20 protein-coding genes are annotated in these 20,632 nt (G+C 74.1%); 10 read left to right on the forward strand and 10 right to left on the reverse strand.

Annotated elements, in window-relative coordinates; genetic code table 11:
- Positions 1–33: 33 nt before the first annotated feature.
- Positions 34–627 carry an antibiotic biosynthesis monooxygenase gene (locus IRY44_RS14810; protein WP_194800973.1) on the reverse strand — a complete coding sequence of 198 codons (594 nt, stop codon included), beginning with the start codon at positions 625–627 and terminating at the stop codon, positions 34–36.
- A 162-nt stretch (positions 628–789) separates the two neighbouring features.
- On the opposite strand from IRY44_RS14810, the gene IRY44_RS14815 reads away from it, so the two are divergent.
- From IRY44_RS14815 to IRY44_RS14835, 5 genes are read left to right on the forward strand one after another with little or no spacing between them, the layout of a single operon-like run.
- Positions 790–1,053 carry a DUF6343 family protein gene (locus IRY44_RS14815; RefSeq protein ID WP_013285356.1) on the forward strand — a complete coding sequence of 88 codons (264 nt, stop codon included), beginning with the start codon at positions 790–792 and terminating at the stop codon, positions 1,051–1,053.
- A 12-nt stretch (positions 1,054–1,065) separates the two neighbouring features.
- A complete protein-coding gene (locus IRY44_RS14820; RefSeq protein WP_194800974.1) occupies positions 1,066–2,478 on the forward strand; it encodes an NADP-dependent succinic semialdehyde dehydrogenase in 1,413 nt (470 codons plus the stop codon).
- A 41-nt stretch (positions 2,479–2,519) separates the two neighbouring features.
- Positions 2,520–3,485, forward strand: coding sequence for a TIGR03885 family FMN-dependent LLM class oxidoreductase (locus IRY44_RS14825; RefSeq protein ID WP_194800975.1), 966 nt, complete (start codon positions 2,520–2,522; stop codon positions 3,483–3,485).
- A 37-nt stretch (positions 3,486–3,522) separates the two neighbouring features.
- Positions 3,523–5,103, forward strand: coding sequence for a Na+/H+ antiporter (locus IRY44_RS14830; RefSeq protein ID WP_194800976.1), 1,581 nt, complete (start codon positions 3,523–3,525; stop codon positions 5,101–5,103).
- Positions 5,100–5,357, forward strand: coding sequence for a UBP-type zinc finger domain-containing protein (locus IRY44_RS14835; RefSeq protein ID WP_194800977.1), 258 nt, complete (start codon positions 5,100–5,102; stop codon positions 5,355–5,357). The genes IRY44_RS14830 and IRY44_RS14835 overlap by 4 nt, the downstream gene beginning before the upstream one ends.
- Before the next feature lies 1 nt (position 5,358).
- Here the strand turns inward: IRY44_RS14835 and IRY44_RS14840 are convergent, their stop codons facing one another.
- Positions 5,359–5,892 carry a GNAT family N-acetyltransferase gene (locus IRY44_RS14840; protein ID WP_194800978.1) on the reverse strand — a complete coding sequence of 178 codons (534 nt, stop codon included), beginning with the start codon at positions 5,890–5,892 and terminating at the stop codon, positions 5,359–5,361.
- 23 nt (positions 5,893–5,915) lie between these two features.
- Entirely contained in the window at positions 5,916–7,178 is a 1,263-nt protein-coding gene (locus IRY44_RS14845; RefSeq protein WP_194800979.1) for an MFS transporter, read from the reverse strand.
- Between the two features lie 196 nt (positions 7,179–7,374).
- Between IRY44_RS14845 and IRY44_RS14850 the strand changes: the two genes are divergently transcribed.
- Both IRY44_RS14850 and IRY44_RS14855 read left to right on the forward strand, forming a co-directional pair.
- Positions 7,375–7,902 carry a GNAT family N-acetyltransferase gene (locus tag IRY44_RS14850; RefSeq protein ID WP_269696524.1) on the forward strand — a complete coding sequence of 176 codons (528 nt, stop codon included), beginning with the start codon at positions 7,375–7,377 and terminating at the stop codon, positions 7,900–7,902.
- Between the two features lie 367 nt (positions 7,903–8,269).
- Entirely contained in the window at positions 8,270–8,812 is a 543-nt protein-coding gene (locus tag IRY44_RS14855; protein ID WP_194800980.1) for a DinB family protein, read from the forward strand.
- Here IRY44_RS14855 and IRY44_RS14860 read toward each other — a convergent pair.
- The gene (locus IRY44_RS14860) at positions 8,790–9,110 is read right to left on the reverse strand and encodes a multidrug efflux SMR transporter (protein ID WP_194800981.1); all 321 of its coding nucleotides are present in this window, start codon (positions 9,108–9,110) and stop codon (positions 8,790–8,792) included. The genes IRY44_RS14855 and IRY44_RS14860 overlap by 23 nt on opposite strands.
- A gap of 44 nt (positions 9,111–9,154) precedes the next feature.
- Positions 9,155–11,761 (reverse strand): glycoside hydrolase family 9 protein, encoded by a 2,607-nt coding sequence (locus IRY44_RS14865; protein ID WP_194800982.1) that lies wholly within the window; start codon positions 11,759–11,761, stop codon positions 9,155–9,157.
- A 212-nt stretch (positions 11,762–11,973) separates the two neighbouring features.
- On the opposite strand from IRY44_RS14865, the gene IRY44_RS14870 reads away from it, so the two are divergent.
- Positions 11,974–12,699 (forward strand): PP2C family serine/threonine-protein phosphatase, encoded by a 726-nt coding sequence (locus IRY44_RS14870; protein WP_194800983.1) that lies wholly within the window; start codon positions 11,974–11,976, stop codon positions 12,697–12,699.
- 3 nt (positions 12,700–12,702) lie between these two features.
- Here IRY44_RS14870 and hrpB read toward each other — a convergent pair whose 3' ends face one another.
- Entirely contained in the window at positions 12,703–15,210 is a 2,508-nt protein-coding gene (gene hrpB, locus IRY44_RS14875; RefSeq protein WP_194800984.1) for an ATP-dependent helicase HrpB, read from the reverse strand.
- A 132-nt stretch (positions 15,211–15,342) separates the two neighbouring features.
- Entirely contained in the window at positions 15,343–16,164 is an 822-nt protein-coding gene (locus IRY44_RS14880; protein ID WP_194800985.1) for a SigB/SigF/SigG family RNA polymerase sigma factor, read from the reverse strand.
- Between the two features lie 288 nt (positions 16,165–16,452).
- Here IRY44_RS14880 and IRY44_RS14885 point away from each other — a divergent pair, with 288 nt between their 5' ends.
- Entirely contained in the window at positions 16,453–17,190 is a 738-nt protein-coding gene (locus IRY44_RS14885) for a hypothetical protein (protein WP_194800986.1), read from the forward strand.
- Here the strand turns inward: IRY44_RS14885 and IRY44_RS14890 are convergent.
- Positions 17,139–18,728, reverse strand: coding sequence for a phospholipase D-like domain-containing protein (locus IRY44_RS14890; RefSeq protein WP_194800987.1), 1,590 nt, complete (start codon positions 18,726–18,728; stop codon positions 17,139–17,141). The two genes, IRY44_RS14885 and IRY44_RS14890, sit on opposite strands and share 52 nt — an antisense overlap.
- 141 nt (positions 18,729–18,869) lie before the next feature.
- On the opposite strand from IRY44_RS14890, the gene IRY44_RS31045 reads away from it, so the two are divergent.
- On the forward strand, positions 18,870–18,995 hold the full coding sequence (locus IRY44_RS31045) for a hypothetical protein (protein ID WP_255533052.1): 126 nt from the start codon (positions 18,870–18,872) through the stop codon (positions 18,993–18,995).
- A 44-nt stretch (positions 18,996–19,039) separates the two neighbouring features.
- Here the strand turns inward: IRY44_RS31045 and IRY44_RS14895 are convergent, their stop codons facing one another.
- Together IRY44_RS14895 and IRY44_RS14900 are read right to left on the reverse strand one after the other, a co-directional pair.
- Complete coding sequence (locus IRY44_RS14895) at positions 19,040–20,026, reverse strand: pirin family protein (protein WP_194800988.1); 987 nt, start codon at positions 20,024–20,026, stop codon at positions 19,040–19,042.
- A gap of 11 nt (positions 20,027–20,037) precedes the next feature.
- Positions 20,038–20,520 carry a MarR family winged helix-turn-helix transcriptional regulator gene (locus tag IRY44_RS14900; protein ID WP_194800989.1) on the reverse strand — a complete coding sequence of 161 codons (483 nt, stop codon included), beginning with the start codon at positions 20,518–20,520 and terminating at the stop codon, positions 20,038–20,040.
- Positions 20,521–20,632 lie beyond the last annotated feature (112 nt).

The following is a 20,632-nucleotide window of genomic DNA, read 5'->3' on the forward strand; positions in this document are numbered from 1 at the left end:
TTCTGTCGGCTATCGGGCACCGATCACCGTCGTTCACATCTGTCGTGTCGGCGCAGGCCGGCCGTGCAGCCACCGGTGCAGCGCCCGGGTGATCCGGGGCAGCACCAGGTAGGTCATCAGCGGGGTGAGCACGAGCGTCATCAGCAGCGTCCGGGCGGCCAGCGGCACGCCGGCGAGGAACCGGGTGGTCAGCAGCGTGGCGGCCAGGCTGAGCGGGAAGAACGCCAGCCAGATCGTGACCGCCTGCTTCCAGCGCGGCGGCGCGGCCGGTTCCGGCTCGCCGAACGTCTCGACCACGTGGTCCACCGGCGGGTCGAACCAGCCCTCGATGCCGGTGCGGCGCTCCACCCGGGTGTGCTCGACGATGCCCTGCGCCGAGCTGAGCCACCAACGCCGTTGCGGCGAGTCCTCCCAGTCGCGCAGCGTGTCCGCGTCGGCGAAGCGGTACATCACGTGCCACTCGCCCGAGCCGGGGGCGCTGCGGACGAAACCGGCGCCGAGGAAGCCCGGGAAGCTCTCCGCGAGCGCCGTCCCGGCCCGCATCCACGCCACCACCTCGTCGGTACGCGCCGGGTCGGCGCGCCGGGACACGGCGACGGTAACGGGTACGGCCTGCGTCGTGGTCATGCCATCCTCTCCACCGTCCGCGGGATCTCCGCCGGTACCGGCGCACCGATGTAACGCACCCGCTGTCCGGGCGCATCCGGCGCCTGCCCGCCGGGTGTCCCGGATCACCGGCGTTCCCGCCCTGGCCGGTTATCCCCGCCCGTGCCGGGGTAGGCCCCAGGAATGACCCGATCACAGCCCCGCCGTGCCCGCGGCACGGTCGGCCACGCGAACAGCGCCCTGAACCTGCGGCTCGCGCTCGCCACGTTCGGTCTGGTCGTGATGACCGTCTTCGCGGTGCTCGCGTTCGCCGCAGACATCGCCTGGCTGGGTGTCGTCTGCGCGCTGCTCGCCGTGGTGGCGGTGGTCGACCTGGTCGTGATCCAGCGCCGCCGCGCCGCGCGCCGCCGGGAGGAGCCGGGCGTGCGGCACTCGCTGTTCGAGTGACAGGAGTACGAGATGCCCATCGCCACCACCAATCCCGCCACCGGACAGGTGCTCAAGACGTACGAGGCGATGTCGGACGAGCAGATCGACGCCGCGATCGAGCGGGCCGACCTCGCCTTCCGGCAGTTGCGCGACACCACGATCGCGCAGCGGGCCCGGTGGCTCGTCGCCGCCGCCGACCTGCTCGACGCCGAGCGCGACGAGACGGCCCGGCTGATGACCACCGAGATGGGCAAGACGTACGCCGCCGCGAAGGCGGAGGTCACCAAGTGCGCCACCGCCTGCCGCTTCTATGCGCAGAACGCGCCGCGGATGCTCGCGGACGAGCCGGCCGACGCCGCCGCGGTCAAGGCGAAGCGGGCGTACGTGCGCTACCAGCCGATCGGCCCGGTGCTCGCGGTGATGCCGTGGAACTTCCCGCTGTGGCAGGTGATGCGGTTCGCCGCCCCGGCCCTGATGGCGGGCAACACCGGCCTGCTCAAGCACGCCTCGAACGTGCCGCAGACCGCGCTCTACCTGGAGGACCTGTTCCGCCGGGCCGGATTCCCCGAGGGCGCGTTCACCACCCTGCTGGTCGGCTCCGACGCGGTCGACCGGATCCTCAGCGACCCCCGCGTCCGCGCCGCCACGCTCACCGGCAGCGAGCCGGCCGGCCGGTCCATCGCCCAGATCGCCGGCCGGGAGATCAAGAAGACGGTGCTGGAGCTGGGCGGCAGCGACCCGTTCGTGGTGATGCCCTCGGCCGACCTGGACACCGCCGCCGAGGTCGCGACCACGGCCCGCTGCCAGAACAACGGGCAGTCCTGCATCGCCGCGAAGCGGTTCATCGTGCACACCGACGTCTTCGACGCGTTCGCCGAGAAGTTCGCCGCCCGGATGGCGGCGCTGCGGGTCGGCGACCCGATGGACGACGGCACCGACGTCGGTCCGCTCGCCAGCGAGCGCGGCCGCGACGAGGTGCACGCGCAGGTCACCGACGCGGTGAACCAGGGCGCGACGGTGCTCTGCGGCGGCGAGAAGCCGGCCGGGGACGGCTGGTACTACCCGCCGACTGTGGTCACCGACCTGCGCCCGGAGATGCGGATGTGGAGCGAGGAGGTGTTCGGGCCGGTCGCCGGGCTCTACCGGGTCGGCTCGTACGACGAGGCGATCGCGGTCGCCAACGGCACCAGCTTCGGCCTCGGCTCCAACGCCTGGACCAACGACCCCGCCGAGCAGGAGCGCTTCGCCGTCGACCTGGACGCCGGCAACGTGTTCATCAACGGCATGACCACGTCCTATCCGGAGCTGCCGTTCGGCGGCGTGAAGAACTCCGGGTACGGCCGCGAACTGTCCGCCGCCGGGATGCGCGAGTTCTGCAACACCAAGACCGTGTGGATCGGCGAGGGCGAGGCCGGCGCGGGCGCCGGCGCGCACTCCGAGTAAAGGCGATTGGCCGGACGCCGTCACGGGTAGGAAAGCCCACCATGACGGCGTTCGGCTTCCACGCATCCCACGAGCAGATCCACCCGGCCCGGCTGCTGGAGGCGGTGATCCACGCCGAGCGCGCCGGCTTCGACGCGGCCATGTGCTCCGACCACTTCTCACCGTGGAGCGAGCGGCAGGGCCAGTCCGGGTTCGCCTGGTCCTGGCTCGGCGCCGCGCTCCAGGCCACGAACCTGTCCTTCGGCGTGGTGAACGCGCCCGGCCAGCGCTACCACCCGGCGATCATCGCGCAGGCCATCGGGACGCTCGGCGCCATGTACCCGGGCCGGTTCTGGGCCGCGCTGGGCACCGGCGAGGCGTCGAACGAGCACATCACCGGCGAGGTCTGGCCGCGCAAGGACATCCGTACGGCCCGGCTGCGTGAGTGCGTCGACGTGATCCGGGCGCTCCTCGCAGGCGAGGAGGTCAGTCACGACGGCCTCGTCACCGTCGACCGGGCGAAGCTGTGGACCCGGCCGGAGGAGCCGCCCGCGCTGGTCGGCGCCGCCGTCAGCATCGCCACCGCGCGCTGGTGTGCCGAGTGGGCCGACGGGCTGATCACCGTCAACGCGCCGGTCGAGCACCTGCGGCGGATGATCGACGCCTACCGGGACGCGGGCGGACGCGGTCCGCTGCACCTCCAGGTGCACGTGAGCTGGGCGCCCGAGCAGGAGCAGGCCGAGGCGATCGCGTACGAGCAGTGGCGCAGCAACGTGTTCGCGCCGCCGGTCTGCTGGGACCTGGAGACACCCGAGCACTTCGACGTGGCGAGCGCCGACGTGCCGATGTCCAAGGTCGCCGAGACCGTGAACGTCTCCGCCGACCTGGGCCGGCACATCGGCTGGCTGGAGGAGTACGTGGCGCTGGGCTTCGACCGGATCGCGCTGCACCACGTCGGGCAGGAGCAGCGCGCGTTCATCGACACGTTCGGCGCCGAGGTGCTGCCGAAGTTGCGCTCCGCCGCCTGATCACACATCTGCCCGTCGCCGCCTAGGCTCGTCGTTCGTGGATGCTCTGTTCGAGGTCGTGGTCTTCCTGGCCATCGCGACCTTCGGTGCGGCGCTGGCCCGTCGGCTCGGCCTGCTCGCGCCGATCCTGCTGGTGGTGCTCGGCCTCGCGTTGTCCTACCTGCCGTTCTTCCCGCACGTGCGGCTGGACCCGGACCTGGTGCTGGTGGGCATCCTGCCGCCGCTGCTCTACGTGGCGGCGCTGGAGACGTCGGTGCCGGCGTTCCGGCTCAACCTGCGGCCGATCCTGCTGCTCGCCGTCGGGCTGGTCGTCTTCACCGCGTTCGCGGTGGGCACCGTCGTGCACTGGTTCCTGCCCGAACTGCCGTACGCGATCTGCCTGGCGCTCGGCGCGGTGGTGGCGCCGCCGGACGCGGTCGCCGCCACCGCGGTGGCCCGGCGGGTCGGCCTGCCCCGGCGGGTCGTCACCATCCTGGAGGGCGAGAGCCTGGTCAACGACGCCACCGCACTGGTGCTGCTGCGGGTGGCGATCGTCGCCGCGACCGCCACCACCGGCGGCGTCGGCGTCGGCGACGTGGCCCGCGAGGTGGTCGTCGCGGCCGGTGGCGGCATCCTGGTCGGCCTGCTCGGCGTGGTGGTCTTCGGCTACCTGCACAAGCGCATCACCGACCCGGTGCTGGACAACGCGCTGTCGCTGATCGTGCCGTTCGCCGTGGTCTTCGCCGCCGAGGAGATCCACGCCTCCGGCGTGGTCGCGGTGGTGGTGACCGGCCTCGGCATCGGGCACAAGCTGCCCACGCTGCTGTCGGCCGCCTCCCGGCTCCAGGTGACCGCGTTCTGGCGGCTGATCCGGTTCCTCCTCGAAGGACTGGTGTTCCTGCTGGTCGGCCTGCAACTGCCGGAGGTGGTCCGCGACCTCGACGAGCCGTTCGGCTCGCTGGCCGCGATCACCGCCGCGGTGCTGGTCGCCGTCTTCCTGTCCCGGTTCGTCTGGGTGTTCCCGGCCACCTACCTGGCCCGGCTCGTGCCCCGGATCCGGCAGCGCGACCCGGCGCCGCCGGTGCAGTTCCCCGTCGTCATCGGCTGGGCCGGCATGCGCGGCGTGGTGACGCTCGCCGCCGCGCTGGGCCTGCCGCTCACGCTCGCCGACGACGCGCCGTACCCGCGTGCGCTGCTCATCTGGCTCGCCTTCGCGGTGATCGTCGCGACGCTCGTCGGGCAGGGCGCCACGCTGCCCTGGGTGGCCCGGCGGCTGCGGCTGCCCCCGGACGACCCGGTGCAGGACGCGCTGTCCGCGGCCGGGGTGCAGCAGCGGGCCAGCCGGGCCGCCCGGGAACGCCTCGACGAACTGGCCGCTGGTGCGCCGGAGGCGGTGGTGGAACGCCTGCGCGGGCTCACCACCTCCCGGGCCAACCTGGCCTGGGAGCGGCTCGGCGGCACCGGACGGGAAACCCCCTCCCAGGCGTACGCGCGCCTGCGGCAGGAGATGATCGACGCGGAGCGGGAGGTGTTCCGGGCTGCCCGCGACTCCGGCCAGATCCCGGAGGAGGTGCTCACCCGCGCCTATCGTGATCTGGATCTGGAGGAGTCCATGCTGCGACAGGAGGTCGTCGAGTGAGCTGCCAGCACCTGGCCGAGGCGGGCACGGCCGAACCCGCCACCACGACCGAGTGCCCGGACTGCGTGGCCGTCGGCAACCCCGACTGGGTGCACCTGCGCGCCTGCCTGACCTGCGGGCACGTGGGCTGCTGCGACTCCTCGCCGTACCAGCACGCCACGAAGCACTTCGAGTCCGCCGGGCACCCGGTGATGCGGTCGGTCCAGCCGGGGGAGTCGTGGCGCTGGTGCTTCGTGGACGAGGAGATCGGCTGACTCAGCCGACCCGGCGCTCCAGCACCTGCCCGGTCCACGTCGGGCGGCCCGGCCGCTCCACCGTGAACGGCTCGGTGGCGGTGAAGCCGCAGCTCTCGTAGAACCGCACGAGCGCCCGGTCGGGGCTGCGGAAGCAGTCCACCCGCAGCAGGCCGACGCCGCGTTCGCGGGCCAGCTCCGCCGCGAACGCGAGCAACCGCGCCCCCACGCCACGCCCCGCGTACGCGCGGTCGGTGACCAGCAGGTTCACGTACAGCTCCGGCTCGGTGGCGGGCGGCACGTAGTCGGTCGCCGCGCCCACCACCAGCGCGCCGGCCACCGTCGCGTCGATCTCGGCGAGGTACAGGCCGTCCCCGGCCGCCCACGCGTCGGCCTGGGCGATGCGGCGCGGATCGATCGACGCCGGCTCGGTGCCCCACTGGTCGGTACGCCCCAGTTCGGCCAGCCAGGCGGTAGCGCTGTCGAGCAGCCGCAGCAGCGTGGGCGCGTCGCCGGGCCCACCCGGACGGATCGTGATGCTCTGCCGGTCGGTCATCCCGCCATGCTGCTACACGCGGCTCACCCCGGCACACCGGCGGGCCGTGGTTCCGGCGCCCGCCGGTTCGCGATCGCCCGGCCGGCCAGCGCCGGGGCGGCCAGCCCGGCGGTGGCGAAGATCCCGCCGAGCACCAGCCAGCCGACCGGACCGCCACCGAGCACCAGCAGCGTGAGCAGGCCCCGGCCGAGCGCCTGGGCCAGCCCGGTGAGCAGGCCGTCCGCGCCCTGGTAGGCCCCGATCGCGCCGGGCGGGGCCAGGTCGTAGGCGAGGCCCGCCCCGGCCGCGCCGTGCCACAGGTCGCCCACCGTCCACACCGCGGTCGCGACGAGCAGCAGGACGACCGCCGGGAGCACCGGCAGGCCGGCCGTCGCCGCGTACAGCGGTGTCGCCGCCGCGAGCACCAGCCCGGCCCGGCGCAGCTTCCGCGCGGCCGGCGCGGCACGCTCCGCGCCCCGGCTCAGCCGGACCGCGAGCAGCACGGTGAGGACCGTGTTGGCGAGCAGCACCGCCGACACCACGGGTGGCGGCGCGCCGGCTCGGTCCACCGTCCACAGCGGCACGACGAGCACGAGCACCGTCACGTGCGTGCTCAGCACCGCCGAGACGCCGCTCACCGCGAGGAACCGTCCGTCGCGCAGCGGTCCGCCGCGCCTTCGTCCTCCGCCGCGCCGCGTGCCCGGCGTGCGTCGCGTGCCGGCGCCGGCCGGCTGCGGCGGCAGGCGCATCAGCAGCGCCGCCGAGAGCAGGTAGGTGGCCGCGTTGCCGACCACGAGCACCTGGTACGCCCGGTGCGTGTCCACCGCGAGCGCGATCCCGGCCAGCGCGGTACCGACGGTGATGCCCAGGTTCGCCACCGCGCGCAGCGTGGCGAAGGCGTGCACCCGGCCGTCCGGGCCGCCCACCGCGGCCACGAGCGCCGCCCGTACCGCCAGGTTGCCGGCCGCGAGCAGCGCCTCCGGCACCGCCACCGCCAGGAACGCCGGGAACGAGCCGACCAGCAGGTACGCGAGCGCGGCGACCGCCTGGCCCACCTGGAGGACGGCCCGGAGCGTACGCGGATCCCATCTGTCGGCCAGCGCGCCCAGCGGCACGCTCGCGCTGAGCCCGACCAGCCCGGCGACGGTGAGCCCGGCGCCCACCGAGGTGGCGGAGAGGCCCACGTCCCGGGTCAGGTAGAGCGCCCCGCCCGCCAGCCACAGCCCCGCGCCGACCGTGTTGACCAGCGTGGCGTACGCGAGGGTGCGCAGCGGCCCAGGCGGCGGGAGCGGCGAGACGCGTCCCATCAGCGGGGTCGGGCGAGGGGCATGGGGTCGACGCTAGGACTGTTCCGGCTGGCCCGGAGCCCCGCTCGGGGCGACGCCCGTCACACCGCGAGCCCGCCGGGCGTCGCCGCCGCTGGTCACCGCCGAAACATCCGGAGCGAGCGCGGTGCGGGAAATCCGCTCGCCTGCCGGTCCCCGCTCTGCCAGGGTCGGCGCCGTGGAGCGCAGCAGGATCGCCAGGGCCGAGGAACTGACCGAGGTGCAGCGGATCGAGGTGGCTTCCGGCACCCCGTTCCGGGAGATCGGCATGACCCTGGTGGCCGACATGCCGCCGTTGCCGCTGGAGGCGCTGGGCGCCGGGCAGCGCGCCGGCCGGCTGTGGGTGGCGACCGACCCGGCCGACCGGCCGATCGCGTTCGCGCTCGCCGATCTGGTCGACGGCGCGGCGCACGTGCAGCAGCTCAGCGTCGATCCGGCGTACGCCCGCCGTGGCATCGGGCGGCGTCTGCTCGACCGGGTGGCGGGGTGGGCGTCGTCGCAGGGGTTGCCGGCGCTGACGCTGACCACGTTCCGCTCGGTGCCGTGGAACGGCCCCTACTACGTGCGATGCGGATTCCGCGAGCTGAGCGGGACGGAGCTGACGGCGGGCCTGATCGAGCTGCTGGCCGCCGAGGCGGCGCTGGGCCTCGACCCGGCCGAGCGGATCGCTATGCGCCGCCCCGTCCCCGCACGCCTACCCGACTGAGCGGTTGACCCGTCGACCGGGCATCGCGGCCGTGCCACGTTCCGGTTGATCGCCGCCCACACCCGATGTTCCGCGTCGCCGCCCACGTGGCCCACGGTCGCGCACCTGCCTGTCCGAGTCCACCGGATTCTTGGCGGAACGGTGACGCGGCGCCGCAACGGCGCTCGGCGGGGGGCGGGCCGCGCTCAAGCGCGGGCGGCGGCTCCCGCGGAAGGATGAGCTTTTCGAGCCTTATGCCTCTCGGTCATATTTATGACGGAGAGGCATGACGCCGGCGGGGCAACTCTTCTCTTCCGGGGCGACACGCCGAGCCCGGGCGGCGCGTTAACCGGTCGACCGCGGGCGTGGGCCGTGCCACGATCGCGCGATGCCTGCCTCCGTGACCGGCCTGCTGCGCCGCCAGTTCGACCTGACCTGGGCGCTCGCCGAGTACCACCTCGACCGGCTGGAGCCGGCGGACTTCCTCTGGGAAGTGGGCGGCGTCTGCTGGACCATGCGCCCCGAGCCGGACGGCGGGTGGCGTCCCGACTGGGCCGACAGCGAGCCGGACCCGGTGCCGGTGCCCACGATCGCGTGGCTGACCTGGCACGTCGGCTGGTGGTGGTCGGTCGCGACCGACCACGTGCGGCAGCGTCCGGTGCGGGAACGCGACGACATCCGCTGGCCCGGGCCGGGCCCGGAGACCATCGCCTGGCTGCGGGAGCTGCGGACGGAGTGGACGGACGCGCTGGACGGGCTGACCGGGGCCGACCTGGAGCGGCCGTCGGCGTACCCCTGGCCGGCCGACGCGGGGTTCACCGTCGCGGACCTGGCCGCCTGGGTGAACGCCGAGCTGATGAAGAACGTGGCCGAGATCGGCCAGCTCCGGCTGCTGCGAGCGGCCGGGCTCAGTGGGCGCCGCCGAGGTTGAGCACCACCACCCCGGCGATGACGAGCCCCGCGCCGATCACCTTGGTCACGCTCAGCGGCTCACCGAGGAACGCCGCGCCGATCGCCATGATGGCGGCGGTGCCGAGGCCGGACCAGACCGCGTACGCGACACCGACCGGGATGTCCTTCACGGCCAGGGAGAGCAGCCCGAACGCGGACAGGTACGCCACCGCCAGGCCCAGTGTGGGCCAGAGCCGGGTGAAACCGTCGGTGGCCTTGAGCAGACTGGTGCCGATCACCTCGGCGGTGATCGCGCCGAGCAGGAACAGGTACGCCATCGCAGGACCGTACCCGGTCCTGCGATGGCGTCCGGTCAGCTCGGTCAGGAGACCGTGCAGGCCTTTCCGTTCAGGGTGACCAGCCCCGGATCCGGGTTCGGGAACCGGGAGGCGGTCCCGTTGAAGCCGAACGTGATGGACGCGCCCGGCGCCAGCTTCGCGTTCCAGGACAGGTTCTTCGCGGTGACCGTGGCGCCGCTCTGGCCGAGCTGTGCCGACCACGCGTGGTCGACCTTCTGGTCGCCGAGGAACGCCCAGCGCAGGCTCCACCCGTTCACCGCCGTCGTGCCGGTGTTGCGCACCGTCACCTGGGTGGTGAAGCCGGACGGCCAGCTCCCGTGCGTGGTGTAGGTGACCGCGCAGGACGGCGCCGGCACCGCGCCGGCGTCACCCTGGTCGGCCAGGAACGACGCGAGCCAGGCCAGCGCCGAGTTCCAGTTGATCGCCACCTCGTTCGTCGCGTACGAGTTGATGTCGTCGACGTAGCAGAACATCGGCGCGCACCCGGCAAGCAGGTTCGCCGCGAACGGGTCCTGGAGCGCGGCGTTCGGACCACCGGCGAGCGAACCGGCCGGCGGGCGCGGCAGGTCCGGGTTGAGCTGGTGGCCGAAGATCCGGCTGTGCTGGTTGCGGGCGTGCTGCTCGCCCCACCCGGTCACGTACGACATGTTCAGCGCGTTGCGGCCGAACAGGTAGTCGGCGGCCTGCACCGCGCCGTCCCGGTACTTCGCGTCCCGGCTCAGGTCGAACGCGGTGGCGAGCACGATCGCGTTGTTCACCAGGTTGCTGTTGCTGCCCCAGACGTACGCGTCGGCGCTGCCCGGGAACGGCAGCCCGTACGCCTGGCCGGCGATCGTGGCCAGGTATCCGTCGGCGGCGGCGGTGATCGACTCGCGGATCCGGGTCTTCTCCGCCGCGGGCAGCGTGTTCGGCACGGTGGCCAGGTCCAGGCGGCCCAGCGCGGCGACACTCTGCCAGCCGAACGCGCCGGTCGGGGCGAACACGTCGGCGGTGTGCAGCGGCGAGCCGGTGATGTCGGCCAGGTACGCCTTGTCGCCGGTGGTCAGCCACAGCTCGACAGCGGCCCAGTAGAACTCGTCGGTGACGTTCGTGTCGTCGTACGCGCCGCCGCCGGTGCCGTCGCTGGCCGAGGCGTAGATCGCCGGGTGCGCCTTGGCCGCCGCGTACGCGGTCTTCGCGGCGGTGCCGCAGCGCGCGGCGAACGCGGCGTCGTACGGGGCGTACAGCCGCTGGCACTGCGCGGCGACGGCGGCCAGGTTCAGCGTGGCGGCGGTGGACGGCGCGTGCAGCTCACGCGGCTGCGGGTCGTCCTGGGGCTGCAGCGGCAGGCCGGTCCAGTTCCGGTCGTGGATCTTGTGGTGGACCATCCCGGCCAGCGGCTTGCCCGCCGGCACCTGCATGCGCAGCAGGAACTCCACCTCCCAGCGGGCCTCGTCGAGCACGTCCGGCACGTCGTTGCCGCGCTCGGGCAGTCGCAGCGTCGAGTCGCCCAGGGCGGCCCCGCCGGCGGCGGTCTCGGCCGTCTTGGTCCGCTCGAACGTGCTCAGCAGCTGGTAGGCGGCGATGCCGCCGTTGACGACGTACTTGCCGTGGTCGCCCGCGTCGTACCAGCCGCCGCGCACGTCCAGCGAGTAGTCGCAGACGCCGGCCTGGCACGGCACGTCGGTGTCACCCTGGTTCGGCTCGACGCCGAGGTGGCCGGCCGGGCGGGCGTACTCCTCGCCGATCAGGTCGCCGTCGATCTCGATGCCGCTGCGCTGGGCGTAGAAGAACTGCAGCGAGTCGGCGCGCAGCCGGTCGTAGAGCGCGCCGGAGATGTCGAACGGGTGGCTGGTCTCGCCGTCCACTGTCAGCGTGTAGCCGGTGCCCGGCGTCCGGTACGCGGAGAAGTCGACAGTCTGCACGTTCTGCGCCGAGGCGGCGTCGGTGCCGCGCGGCGTGGTCTGCCCGCTGGCGACCACCGCGCCGCCGGCCGACTTGAGCTGCCAGGGCAGGGCGTCGGTGGCCTCGGTGACCACTGTGGCGTGCTTCGGCCCGCCGGGCAGGTAGCCGACCTGGTTGACCCGGACCCGCGGCCCGGTGTCCGGCTCGTACGGCGGCGCCGGCTCTCCGCCGCGCAGCGACACGTTGTCCAGGCAGAACGTCTGCGCCTGGGCGCTGCCACCGACCTGGAAGATCAGCTGGGCGGTGGGGTTGTCGGCCGGGGAGGTGAAGGTGGTGGTGACGTGCTTCGCGGTGCCGGTGGCTGTGGCGTCGACGCTGGCGTAGGTGGTGTAGGGGGCGCTGCCGAGCTGGAGCACCGCCTTGACGGCCGCGCCGGGGGTCGCGGAGACGTCGAAGGACAGCTCGTACTCGGCGCCCTGGGTCAGCGGCACCGCGTCCTGGCCGATCCCGGCGTCCCACGGGTTGGCTGTGCCCGCCGCGACGGAGGTGCAGAGCCGGCCGTCGACGACCGCGAGGTCGCCGGTGCCGTACGAGAACCAGGGGGAGACGCCGGCGCTGAAGTCGCCGTTGCGCAGTTGTTCGGGGGCATCCGGCGGCACCTCGGCGCTCGCCGGGCCGGCGGTGAGGCCGGTGAGCGCCAGCGTGGTGGCCGCGAGTGCGGCGAGCCGACGACGGGATCGGGTCACGGAGGTTCCTTCCGTGCTCGGGGGTGGTGGGGGAGACCGGGAGCTGGGAGCGCTCCCAATATCAGCCCGATGTTTCCACCGCGTTCCGTCGCTGTCAATCGATCCGGCCCGATGAGGCATCCCGCCCGCGCGCGGCCCGATTCGGCGCGCCACGTACGATGTCAGTGATCTCCTAGAGACATCCGAGCCCTCGACCTGGCAGGCTGCGACCCATGACCCTGAAGCTTCGTTCCGTCGGAGCGAGCGACCGTGGGCTGATCCGCAGCGGTAACCAGGACGCGCAGCACGCCGGTGCCTGGCTGGTCGCGGTCGCCGACGGCATGGGCGGCATGGCGGCCGGCGACCTGGCCAGCCGCATCGCCATCGACGCGGTCGCCCCGCTGGACGTGGAGACGCCGGAGGACGCTCTCGTCGCCGCACTCCAGGGCGGGATCGAGCTGGCCACCGCGCGGATCCGCCAGGCCGTCGAGGAGGATCCGGAGCGTCAGGGCATGGGCACCACGCTCACCGCGCTGCTGTTCGCCCGTACCGGCAGCTGTCTCGCGCTGGCGCACGTCGGCGACTCCCGGGCCTACCTGTACCGCGAGGGCGTGCTCAAGCAGGTCACCCGCGACGACACGTTCGTGCAGATGCTCGTCGACCAGGGCGTCATCACCGCCGAGCAGGCCAGCAGCCATCCCCGGCGGGCGGTGGTGACCCAGGCGTTGCAGGGCGACGAGGTCTCCCCGTCGTACGCCACGATGGTGCCCCGGGCCGGTGACCGCTGGCTGCTGTGCAGCGACGGCCTCTCCAACGTGGTCCGCGCGGACACGCTCACCGAGGTGCTCAGCGAGCAGCCGGAACGCGACGCCTGCGCGGCCCGGCTGATCGACCTGGCGTTGCGGGCCGGCGGCCCGGACAACATCACCGTCGTGATCGCCGACGTCGTCGAGGAATAGCCCTCACCGCCGTCGCGGGGCGGCCCTTCGGGTCGGCTCGGCGGTGGTCGGGTCCTCCGGCCACGGATGGCGCGGGTAGCGTCCGCGCAGCTCCGCCCGTACCTGCTGATAGCCGGTGCGCCAGAACGAGGCCAGGTCGGCGGTGACCGCCACCGGCCGCCCGGCGGGGGAGAGCAGGTGCAGCAGCACCGGCACCCGCCCGTCGCCGATGCGCGGCACGTCCCGCCAGCCGAACGTCTCCTGGAGCTTGACCGCCAGCACCGGCGCGGCCGGGTCGGCGTAGTCGACCCGGATCCGCGAGCCGCTGGGCACCTCCAGGCGCTCCGGGGCCAGCTCGTCCAGCCGCGCCGCCTGCCGCCAGTCCAGCAGCCGCCGCAGCGCCGCCGCCACGTCCACCCGGTGCAGGTCGGCCCGGCGCCGGGCGTGGGCCAGCTCCGGGCCGAGCCAGACGCGCGCCTCGGCGAGCAGCGCCGCGTCGGAGACGTCCGGCCAGTCGTCGCCGAGCGCCTGGCGGCAGAACGCCAGCCGGCGGCGCAGCCCGGTCGCCTCCGGCGTCCAGCGCAGCAGGCCCGGTCCCTCCTGCCGCAGCCCGTCCAGCAGCGCCGCCGCGACCAGCTCCGGGTCCGGCGCGGTGAGCGGCCGGTCGACCAGCTCGACGGCGCCGAGCCGGACCACCTCGCGGGCCACCACGTCCCCGCCGGACCAGGCCACCTCCCGCCCGGTGTCCAGCAGCGCCGCCCCGGCCTCCCGGGCGGTCGCCTCGTCGATCGGCGCGGCGAGCCGCACCCGGGCGGCGGGCGCGCCGGGGGAGCGGTCGGCCACCGCGACGGCCAGCCACGCCGCTCCGGGCAGCCCCGAGCCGGGCGCCAGCTCCGCGGCGGTCCCGCCGGCCATCAGGTACGCGGACCCGCCCGGCCGCCGTGCCCGGGCCAGCCGTTCCGGGTACGCCAGTCCGGCGAGCAGCCCCGCGGCCAGATCGTCCGGCAGGCGCCCCCGCTCGGCCGCGCCGTCGGCGGGCAGGGCGGCGCGCAGGCGGCGTACCTCGGTGCGCCAGCGCGCGGTTGCGGCCGGGTCGGTGCCGTCGCGCAGTCGCCGCCAGCGGGCGGGCAGGTCGTCCCCGGTCCCGCCCAGCGTGTCCTCGCCGAGGATCGCCACCACCTGGGCGGCCCGTTCGGCACCGACCCGGGGTGCGCCGTCCAGCAGCGCCCGCGCCAGCCGGGGATGCGTGCCCGCCGCCGCTACCGCCCGTCCCCGCGCGGTGATCCGGCCGTCGTGGTCCACCGCGCCGAGCGTGGTGAGCGTCTCCCGCGCCACAGTCAGCGCGGCCGGTGGCGGTGGGTCGGGCAGCGCCAGCCCGGTGCCGTCCGGTGTGCCCCAGGCGGCCAGCTCCAGCGCGAACCCGGTCAGGTCGGCGGTGGCGATCTCCGGTTCGGGCTGCGGGGCGAGCCGTTCGTGTGCCGCCTCCGACCAGCAGCGGTAGACCGCGCCGGGCGCCTCCCGTCCGGCCCGGCCGGCGCGCTGGGTGGCCCCGGCCCGGGACACCGGCACCGTGACCAGCGCGCCCAGCCCTCGGGCCAGGTCGGTGCGCGGCACCCGGCTCAGTCCGGCGTCCACCACCACCCGGACGCCGGGCACGGTCAGGCTGCTCTCCGCCACCGCCGTCGCGAGCACCACGCGCCGTCCGGCGGCCGGGGTGAGCGCCGCGTCCTGGGCGGGCCCGGGCAGCCGGCCGTGCAGGGGCAGTACCGCGATGTCGCGCAGGTCGGCCAGGCGGCCCGCGACGGCGGCGATCTCACCCGCGCCGGGCAGGAAGACCAGCACGTCGCCGTCGCGTTCGCGCAGCGCCCGGCGCACGGTGGCGGCCACGTGGTCGAGCAGCGCGGGATCGACCCGGCCCGCGCCGGGCGGCGTCACCGGGCGCGGCGGTGGCGCCCACACCCGCTCGACCGGGTGCAGCGCGGCCTCGGCGCGTACCACCGGGGCGGGGTCGCCGGCGCCGAGCAGCGCCGCGAACCGGTCCGTCCGCGGGGTGGCCGACATCGCCAGCAGCCACAGGTCCGGGCGCAGCGTCGCGCGGGCCTCGACGCTGAACGCCAGCGCCAGGTCGGCGTCGAGGTGCCGTTCGTGACACTCGTCGAGCACTACCGCGTCCACGCCGGGCAGCTCCGGGTCGTGGTGCAGGCGGCGGACCAGCAGGCCGGTGGTGACCACCTCGACCCGGGTACGCGGGCCGGTCCGGCGCTCGCCGCGCACCGCGTATCCGATCCGGTCGCCGACCCGCTCGCCGAGCAGGGCGGCCATCCGGTGCGCGGCGGCGCGGGCGGCGACCCGCCGGGGCTGGGCGATCACCACGCGGCCGGGCACCGCGTCGGCGACCGCGAGCGGCGCGGTGGTGGTCTTGCCGGTGCCCGGCGGCGCCACCAGGACGGCGGCGCCGCGCTCGCGCAGCGCGCCGACGAGCGCCGGCAGGACCGGGCGGACCGGCAGGTCGAGCGGGATGTCGGCGAGCACGGCCCCACTCTCGCACCGCGCCGCCGGACGGTCCGCGCTGCCCCCGGGACGCGGAACGGCCCGGCCGGCGCACCGCCGACCGGGCCGGGTGGCCGCCGCGCCGGGTCCGCCGACCCGGCCGCAGCCCCCTTGCTAGTACGTTCCGTCGAGCTGACCGCGCAGCTTGGTCAGGGCCCGGGCCAGCAGCCGGGACACGTGCATCTGCGAGACGCCGATCTGCTCGGCGATCTGCGACTGGGTCAGGTTGCCGTAGAAGCGCAGCGTAAGGATCTTCTGCTCGCGCCGGTCGAGCGTGGCGAGCGCCGGGCCGAGGGCGACGCGCATCTCGGCCAGCTCGAACTCGCCGTCCTCGCCGCCGAGCAGGTCGCCCAGCTCGGTGGCCCGCTCGCCGTCGCCGGTCGGGGTGGACAGCGACACCGCGTTGTAGGCGCGGGCGCCCTCCAGGCCCTCCAGCACCTCTTCTTCGGTGAGCTTGAGGTGGGCGGCGATGTCGGCGACCGTCGGGGAGCGGCCGAGCGTCTGGAGCAGCGTGCTGTTGGCGTCGGAGATCGCCAGGCGCAGCTCCTGGAGCCGGCGGGGCACTCGGATGTCCCAGGTGCGGTCGCGGAAGTGGCGCTTCAGCTCGCCGATGATGGTGGGGATGGCGTAGCCGGCGAAGTCGACGCCGCGCGACGGGTCGAACTTGTCGATCGCCTTGATCAGGCCGATCGCCGCGGTCTGCGCCAGGTCGTCGTTCGGTTCGCCGCGGCCGCTGTAGCGGTGGGCCAGGTGGTTCGCCAGCGGCAGCCACGCCTCGATGGCGCGGTCGCGCAGCGCGGGCCGGGACGGGTGGCCGGCCGGCAGCGCGGCCATCGCGGCGAGCAGGTCGGCGGCGCTGTCGGTGAGCGAGCGGGGGTCGAGCTTCGCGGAGCCGGCCGGCGTGGTCGCCGGGGCGCTGGTCGTGGGAGCGGTCATGAGTGGTCCTCCCTGCACCTCGTCCACGGAAGAAAAAAGACGTGACGCTCAGGTTTAGGTGTCGGTAGTACGTTCGGAAGCCACCATAGCCCGATCGTGCTGCGGAAATCTAGCCGAAAGTACGATGTACTTAAGGTGTGGCGGGGTATGGACCTCGTTTTTCCGGGCATAGCGCGTCCCGATCGGTCAACGAAGAATCCGACAGGTGGTCGATGTGTCGGCTTTCTGTCGTTGTCCCGCCGACGGGACCGCCCGTAGCGTCCGTAGCGACACGTCAACGGAGGCACCGTGCTGGATCCCGCCGCGCCGCAACTCGTCATCAACGCCCGGACGCTGCTGTTCAGCTGGCTCCCGGCGGATCCCGGCGCGGTCGAGACTTTGCTGCCCGCCGGTCTGCGCCCGCACCCGCAGCGTCAGGTGTTCGTGAACCAGTACGTGGTCGACGACGAGACGCAGACCTCCGGCTTCGGCGCGTACTCGCTCACCTACCTGGGTGTCTCACTGGCGGACATGGATCCGCCCGACGGCGAGACGCCGGGCGGCTGGTGGACGCACTACCTCACCTCCAGTGAGCGGGTCCGGCAGTACGCCGCCGCGCGGGGCGCACCCGCCGCCGCCGGGCAGACCCGCCTGGACCTGCGGGGCGGCCGGCTCACCGCCGAGACCCGGGCCGCCGACGGCACGCTGCTGATCCGGGTGACCGCCCGGGTCGGGCACACCGGCACCGAGGCGCACATGGGCCACCATCGCTACCTCACAGGCAGCGACGGCGAGCTGATCGTCACCGACTATCCGTACGTGGCCGAGCCGGTGTCACCGTTCGAGGTCGAGTCGGTGGAGTTCCCGGCCCCGGAGCACCCGGTCCACGCGTTGCGGCCGGCCAACCCGCTGCACGTGTGCTGGGGCTTCTACTCGCCGCGCGTGTCGTTCGCGTACCCGGCCCGCCCGAACGTGCCGGACGAGCCGGCCGACCTTCACCAGGTGCCGGCCCGGCGGGCCCGCAGCGGCCTGCCGTCCGGGTCGTAGACCAGCCGGTACGCGGGCAGCGCCCAGAGCCGCGTATGCCAGGGCAACCGCTCCGGGCGGTGCGGCCGCAACCGGCCCGGCGGACGGGGACCGGCCCGGCCCCCGGCGTGCCAGCGCTCCAGCTCGTCCGCCGCCGCGGTGATCGCCGCGACCGCGTCCGCCGGGTCCAGCAGGTCGTCGTCCTGCGCGCCGCCCGGATCGCGGTCCAGGTGTTCGCGCCACAGCCGCAGCCGCAGGTCGCGGGCGAACACCCGGGCGCCGTCGCCCAGCCCCGCCGGGTCGGCCGGCGCCCGCTCGTCGCGGGTGTCGTCGAGCACCGCGCAGGACAGCTCGCTGTCGTGCGTCCAGGACCGGCGGTTGAAGTTGTCGCTGCCCACGCTGGCCCACACGTCGTCCACCACGCAGACCTTCGCGTGCACGTAGACCGGCGTGCCGTCGTGGTTCTCCACGTCGAACACGTGCACCCGCTCCGGCGCGGCCCGGTGGCACAGCGACAGCGCCTGCTCCCGGCCGACCATGTTCGGCGGCAGCGCGAGCCGGCCGTCCACGTCCGGATGCCGGGGCACGACCGCCACCAGGTGCAGGTCCGGGTGCTCCTGCAGCGCCTGCGCGAACAGTTCCGCCACCTCGGTCGACCAGAGGTACTGGTCCTCCAGGTAGATCAGCCGCCGGGCCCGGCGTACCGCCTTGGTGTAGCCGCGGGCCACTGTGCGCTCGCCGTCCGGGGCGAACGAGTAGCGGGGGCGCACCGCCGGGTAGGTGCGCAGCACCTGCACGTGGTGCGGTCCGCAGGGCGGCGGGTCGGCAGGCTGCTCGGGCAGCGGGTCCGGGCGCAGGTCGGAGCCGCGCAGCCGGTCCCGCAGGTACGCCATCGGGTTCTCCGAGTCCAGCGGCATCGGGTCGGTCCACCGCTCCCGGAACGTGGTGTCGAGCGCGCCGACCACCGGTCCGCGTAGCGCGAGCTGCACGTCGTGCCAGGGTGGCGTGGGGCCGTACCGCGGGGACATGCCGACCGGCTGCGGGTCGCCGGCGTGGCCGGCGTCGTCGCGGCGGCTGTGGCACAGGTCGATGCCGCCGGCGAAGGCGATGTCGCGGCTCGGGTCGCCGGGCCGGCGCAGCACCACGAGCTTCTGGTGGTGCGAGCCGCCGCGCCGGACCCGCTGGTCGAGCAGCACCTCGCCGCCGGCCGCGCGGACCGCCTCGCTGAGGTCGCGGTTCTCCGCCTCGCTGTAGGAGAGCGTGTCGAGGTGGGAGCGCCAGAGCAGGCCCTTGACGATGACGCCGCGCTGGGCGGCCTGCGCGAACAACTGCGCCACGGTGGGGCCGTCCGGGCGCATCCGCTCGTCCGGGTCACCGCGCCAGTCGGTGAAGAACAGGTGGTCGCCCGCGGACAGCGCCTCCACCTCGCTGACCAGGCGGTCGAAGTACGCGGCACCGTGAATCAACGGTTCGGCGAGGTTTCCATCGGCCCAGACGGGTAACTCAGACCCCGGGTTGGCGCGTTCCTGTGCGGTGAGGAACCAGTCCCGCAGAGTCACGTTCCACCCCCCGAGGTCGACGACGTCCTCACACGGTAGGACCCCCGGCAGGGCCCCGCACGTCGAGCAGCAGGTCGGCGTCGGTGCCGCGCGTCAGGGGTGCGCCGGACCCCTGGATCGCGATACCGAGGAGGCACCGACATGCCCGCCGAGACGACGAACACCGTGACCGACCGCGACCAGGTGGTGGAGGGGGAGCGGGGTGCGCTGGTGGCGGTCCTGTTGATGGTGATCCTCGGGGTGGCCGGGATCTTCGCCGTCTCCTGAGACCGCGGCCGGGCGCCCCGGCGAACCGGGGCGCCCGTAGCAGGTCAGGGCCGGTCGCCCTGGCCGTCGGTGTGCGGCACCCGCCCGGTCGGGATCACCCCGAGCCGGCCGGCCTGGAAGTCCTCGACCGCCTGGATCAGCTCGGCGCGGGTGTTCATGACGAACGGGCCGTAGTGCGCCACCGGCTCGCGGATCGGCTGGCCGCCCATCAGGTAGAGCTCCAGCGCCGGGGTGTTGGAGTCCTGTGTCCGGTCGGCGGTGATCCGCAACGCCTCACCGGGCCCGTGCACGGCGAGCTGGCCGAGGTGGATCGGCCGCCGGTCGGTTCCGACGGTGCCGCGGCCGGCCAGCACGTACACCAGCGCGTTGAAGTCGGACCGCCACGGCAGGCTCAGCTCGGCGCCGGGTTGCAACGTGACGTGCGCGATGGTGATCGGCGTGTGCGTCGAGCCCGGACCCTGGTGCCCGGCGACCTCACCGGCGATGACCCGGATCAGGCCGCCGCCGTCGGGCGTGGTCAGCAGCGCCGACTCCCGGCCGCGGATGTCCTGGTAGCGGGGCGCGCTCATCTTGGCGACGCTGGGCAGGTTGACCCAGAGCTGCAGGCCGTGGAACAGCCCGCCGCTCATCACCAGGTGCTCCGGCGGCGCCTCGATGTGGAGCAGGCCACTGCCGGCAGTCATCCACTGGGTGTCGCCGTCGGTGATGGTGCCGCCGCCACCCGTCGAGTCCTGGTGGTCCATGATCCCGTCGATCATGTAGGTCACCGTCTCGAAGCCGCGGTGCGGGTGCCAGGAGGTGCCCTTCGGCTCGCCCGGCGCGTAGTCGACCTCGCCCATCTGGTCGAGGTGGATGAAGGGGTCCAGCTCGGTCATCGGCACGCCGGCGAAGGCCCGGCGGACCGGGAAGCCCTCGCCCTCGTACCCGCTGGGGGCGGTGGTGACCCGGCGGACCGAGCGGTATTCGGTGGCCTCGCCGAGCTGCGGCAGGCGGGGCAGGACGAGGACGTCGTCGACGGTGATCGCGGGCATCGCGGGGCTCCTTACTTGTCGGCCGGGGTGGACGACGCGGTGCGGTCGGCGCGCAGGCGCCGGCCGAGCCGCTCGAAGACCCGGGTGAGGCAGGCGACCTCGGCGTCGTCGAGGTCGTCGATCAGGTGGGCGCGCACGGAGCGCAGGTGGTGCGGCGCGGCCTCGCGCAGGGCGAGCAGGCCGGCGGCGGTGAGCACGGCCTCGCTGCCGCGCCGGTCAGCCGGACACGCCTCCTTCGCCACCAGGCCGCGCTTGCGCATCGTGGTGATCTGGTAGGTCAGCCGGCTCGGTGAGAACACCAGCCGGTCGGCCAGCTCACCCATGCGCAGCCGGTGGCCGGGCGCCTCGGAGAGCAGCACCAGCACGTGGTAGTCGGCGAAGCTCAGGTCGCTGTCGGCGCGCAGGTCGTCCTCGAGCCGGGTGAACAGCCGCTGGCTCGACTCGATGTACGCGCGCCAGCAGGCCGTCCGCTCCGCGTCCAGGCTCTCCGTCATGGCTCCGAGAGTAGCACTATTTAAAATTTAAACAAGCTCTGCTGCCGTGGGGACCTGCGCTCCTCCGTAGGCCTCCTTCAAACCTGAAGAGATGACCCGGCTAGGGTCGGGG

The organism is Micromonospora sp. ANENR4 (genome assembly GCF_015354395.1).
In the GTDB taxonomy this organism is placed as follows: Bacteria; Actinomycetota; Actinomycetes; order Mycobacteriales; family Micromonosporaceae; genus Micromonospora; species Micromonospora aurantiaca.

Coding starts and splice junctions, on each gene's coding strand:
- IRY44_RS14810 (WP_194800973.1), bottom strand. CDS start 627: ATGACCACGACGCAGGCCGTACCCGTTACCGTCGCCGTGTCCCGGCGC.
- IRY44_RS14815 (WP_013285356.1), top strand. CDS start 790: ATGACCCGATCACAGCCCCGCCGTGCCCGCGGCACGGTCGGCCACGCG.
- IRY44_RS14820 (WP_194800974.1), top strand. CDS start 1,066: ATGCCCATCGCCACCACCAATCCCGCCACCGGACAGGTGCTCAAGACG.
- IRY44_RS14825 (WP_194800975.1), top strand. CDS start 2,520: ATGACGGCGTTCGGCTTCCACGCATCCCACGAGCAGATCCACCCGGCC.
- IRY44_RS14840 (WP_194800978.1), bottom strand. CDS start 5,892: ATGACCGACCGGCAGAGCATCACGATCCGTCCGGGTGGGCCCGGCGAC.
- IRY44_RS14845 (WP_194800979.1), bottom strand. CDS start 7,178: ATGGGACGCGTCTCGCCGCTCCCGCCGCCTGGGCCGCTGCGCACCCTC.
- IRY44_RS14855 (WP_194800980.1), top strand. CDS start 8,270: ATGCCTGCCTCCGTGACCGGCCTGCTGCGCCGCCAGTTCGACCTGACC.
- IRY44_RS14860 (WP_194800981.1), bottom strand. CDS start 9,110: ATGGCGTACCTGTTCCTGCTCGGCGCGATCACCGCCGAGGTGATCGGC.
- IRY44_RS14870 (WP_194800983.1), top strand. CDS start 11,974: ATGACCCTGAAGCTTCGTTCCGTCGGAGCGAGCGACCGTGGGCTGATC.
- IRY44_RS14880 (WP_194800985.1), bottom strand. CDS start 16,164: ATGACCGCTCCCACGACCAGCGCCCCGGCGACCACGCCGGCCGGCTCC.
- IRY44_RS31045 (WP_255533052.1), top strand. CDS start 18,870: ATGCCCGCCGAGACGACGAACACCGTGACCGACCGCGACCAGGTGGTG.
- IRY44_RS14895 (WP_194800988.1), bottom strand. CDS start 20,026: ATGCCCGCGATCACCGTCGACGACGTCCTCGTCCTGCCCCGCCTGCCG.
- IRY44_RS14900 (WP_194800989.1), bottom strand. CDS start 20,520: ATGACGGAGAGCCTGGACGCGGAGCGGACGGCCTGCTGGCGCGCGTAC.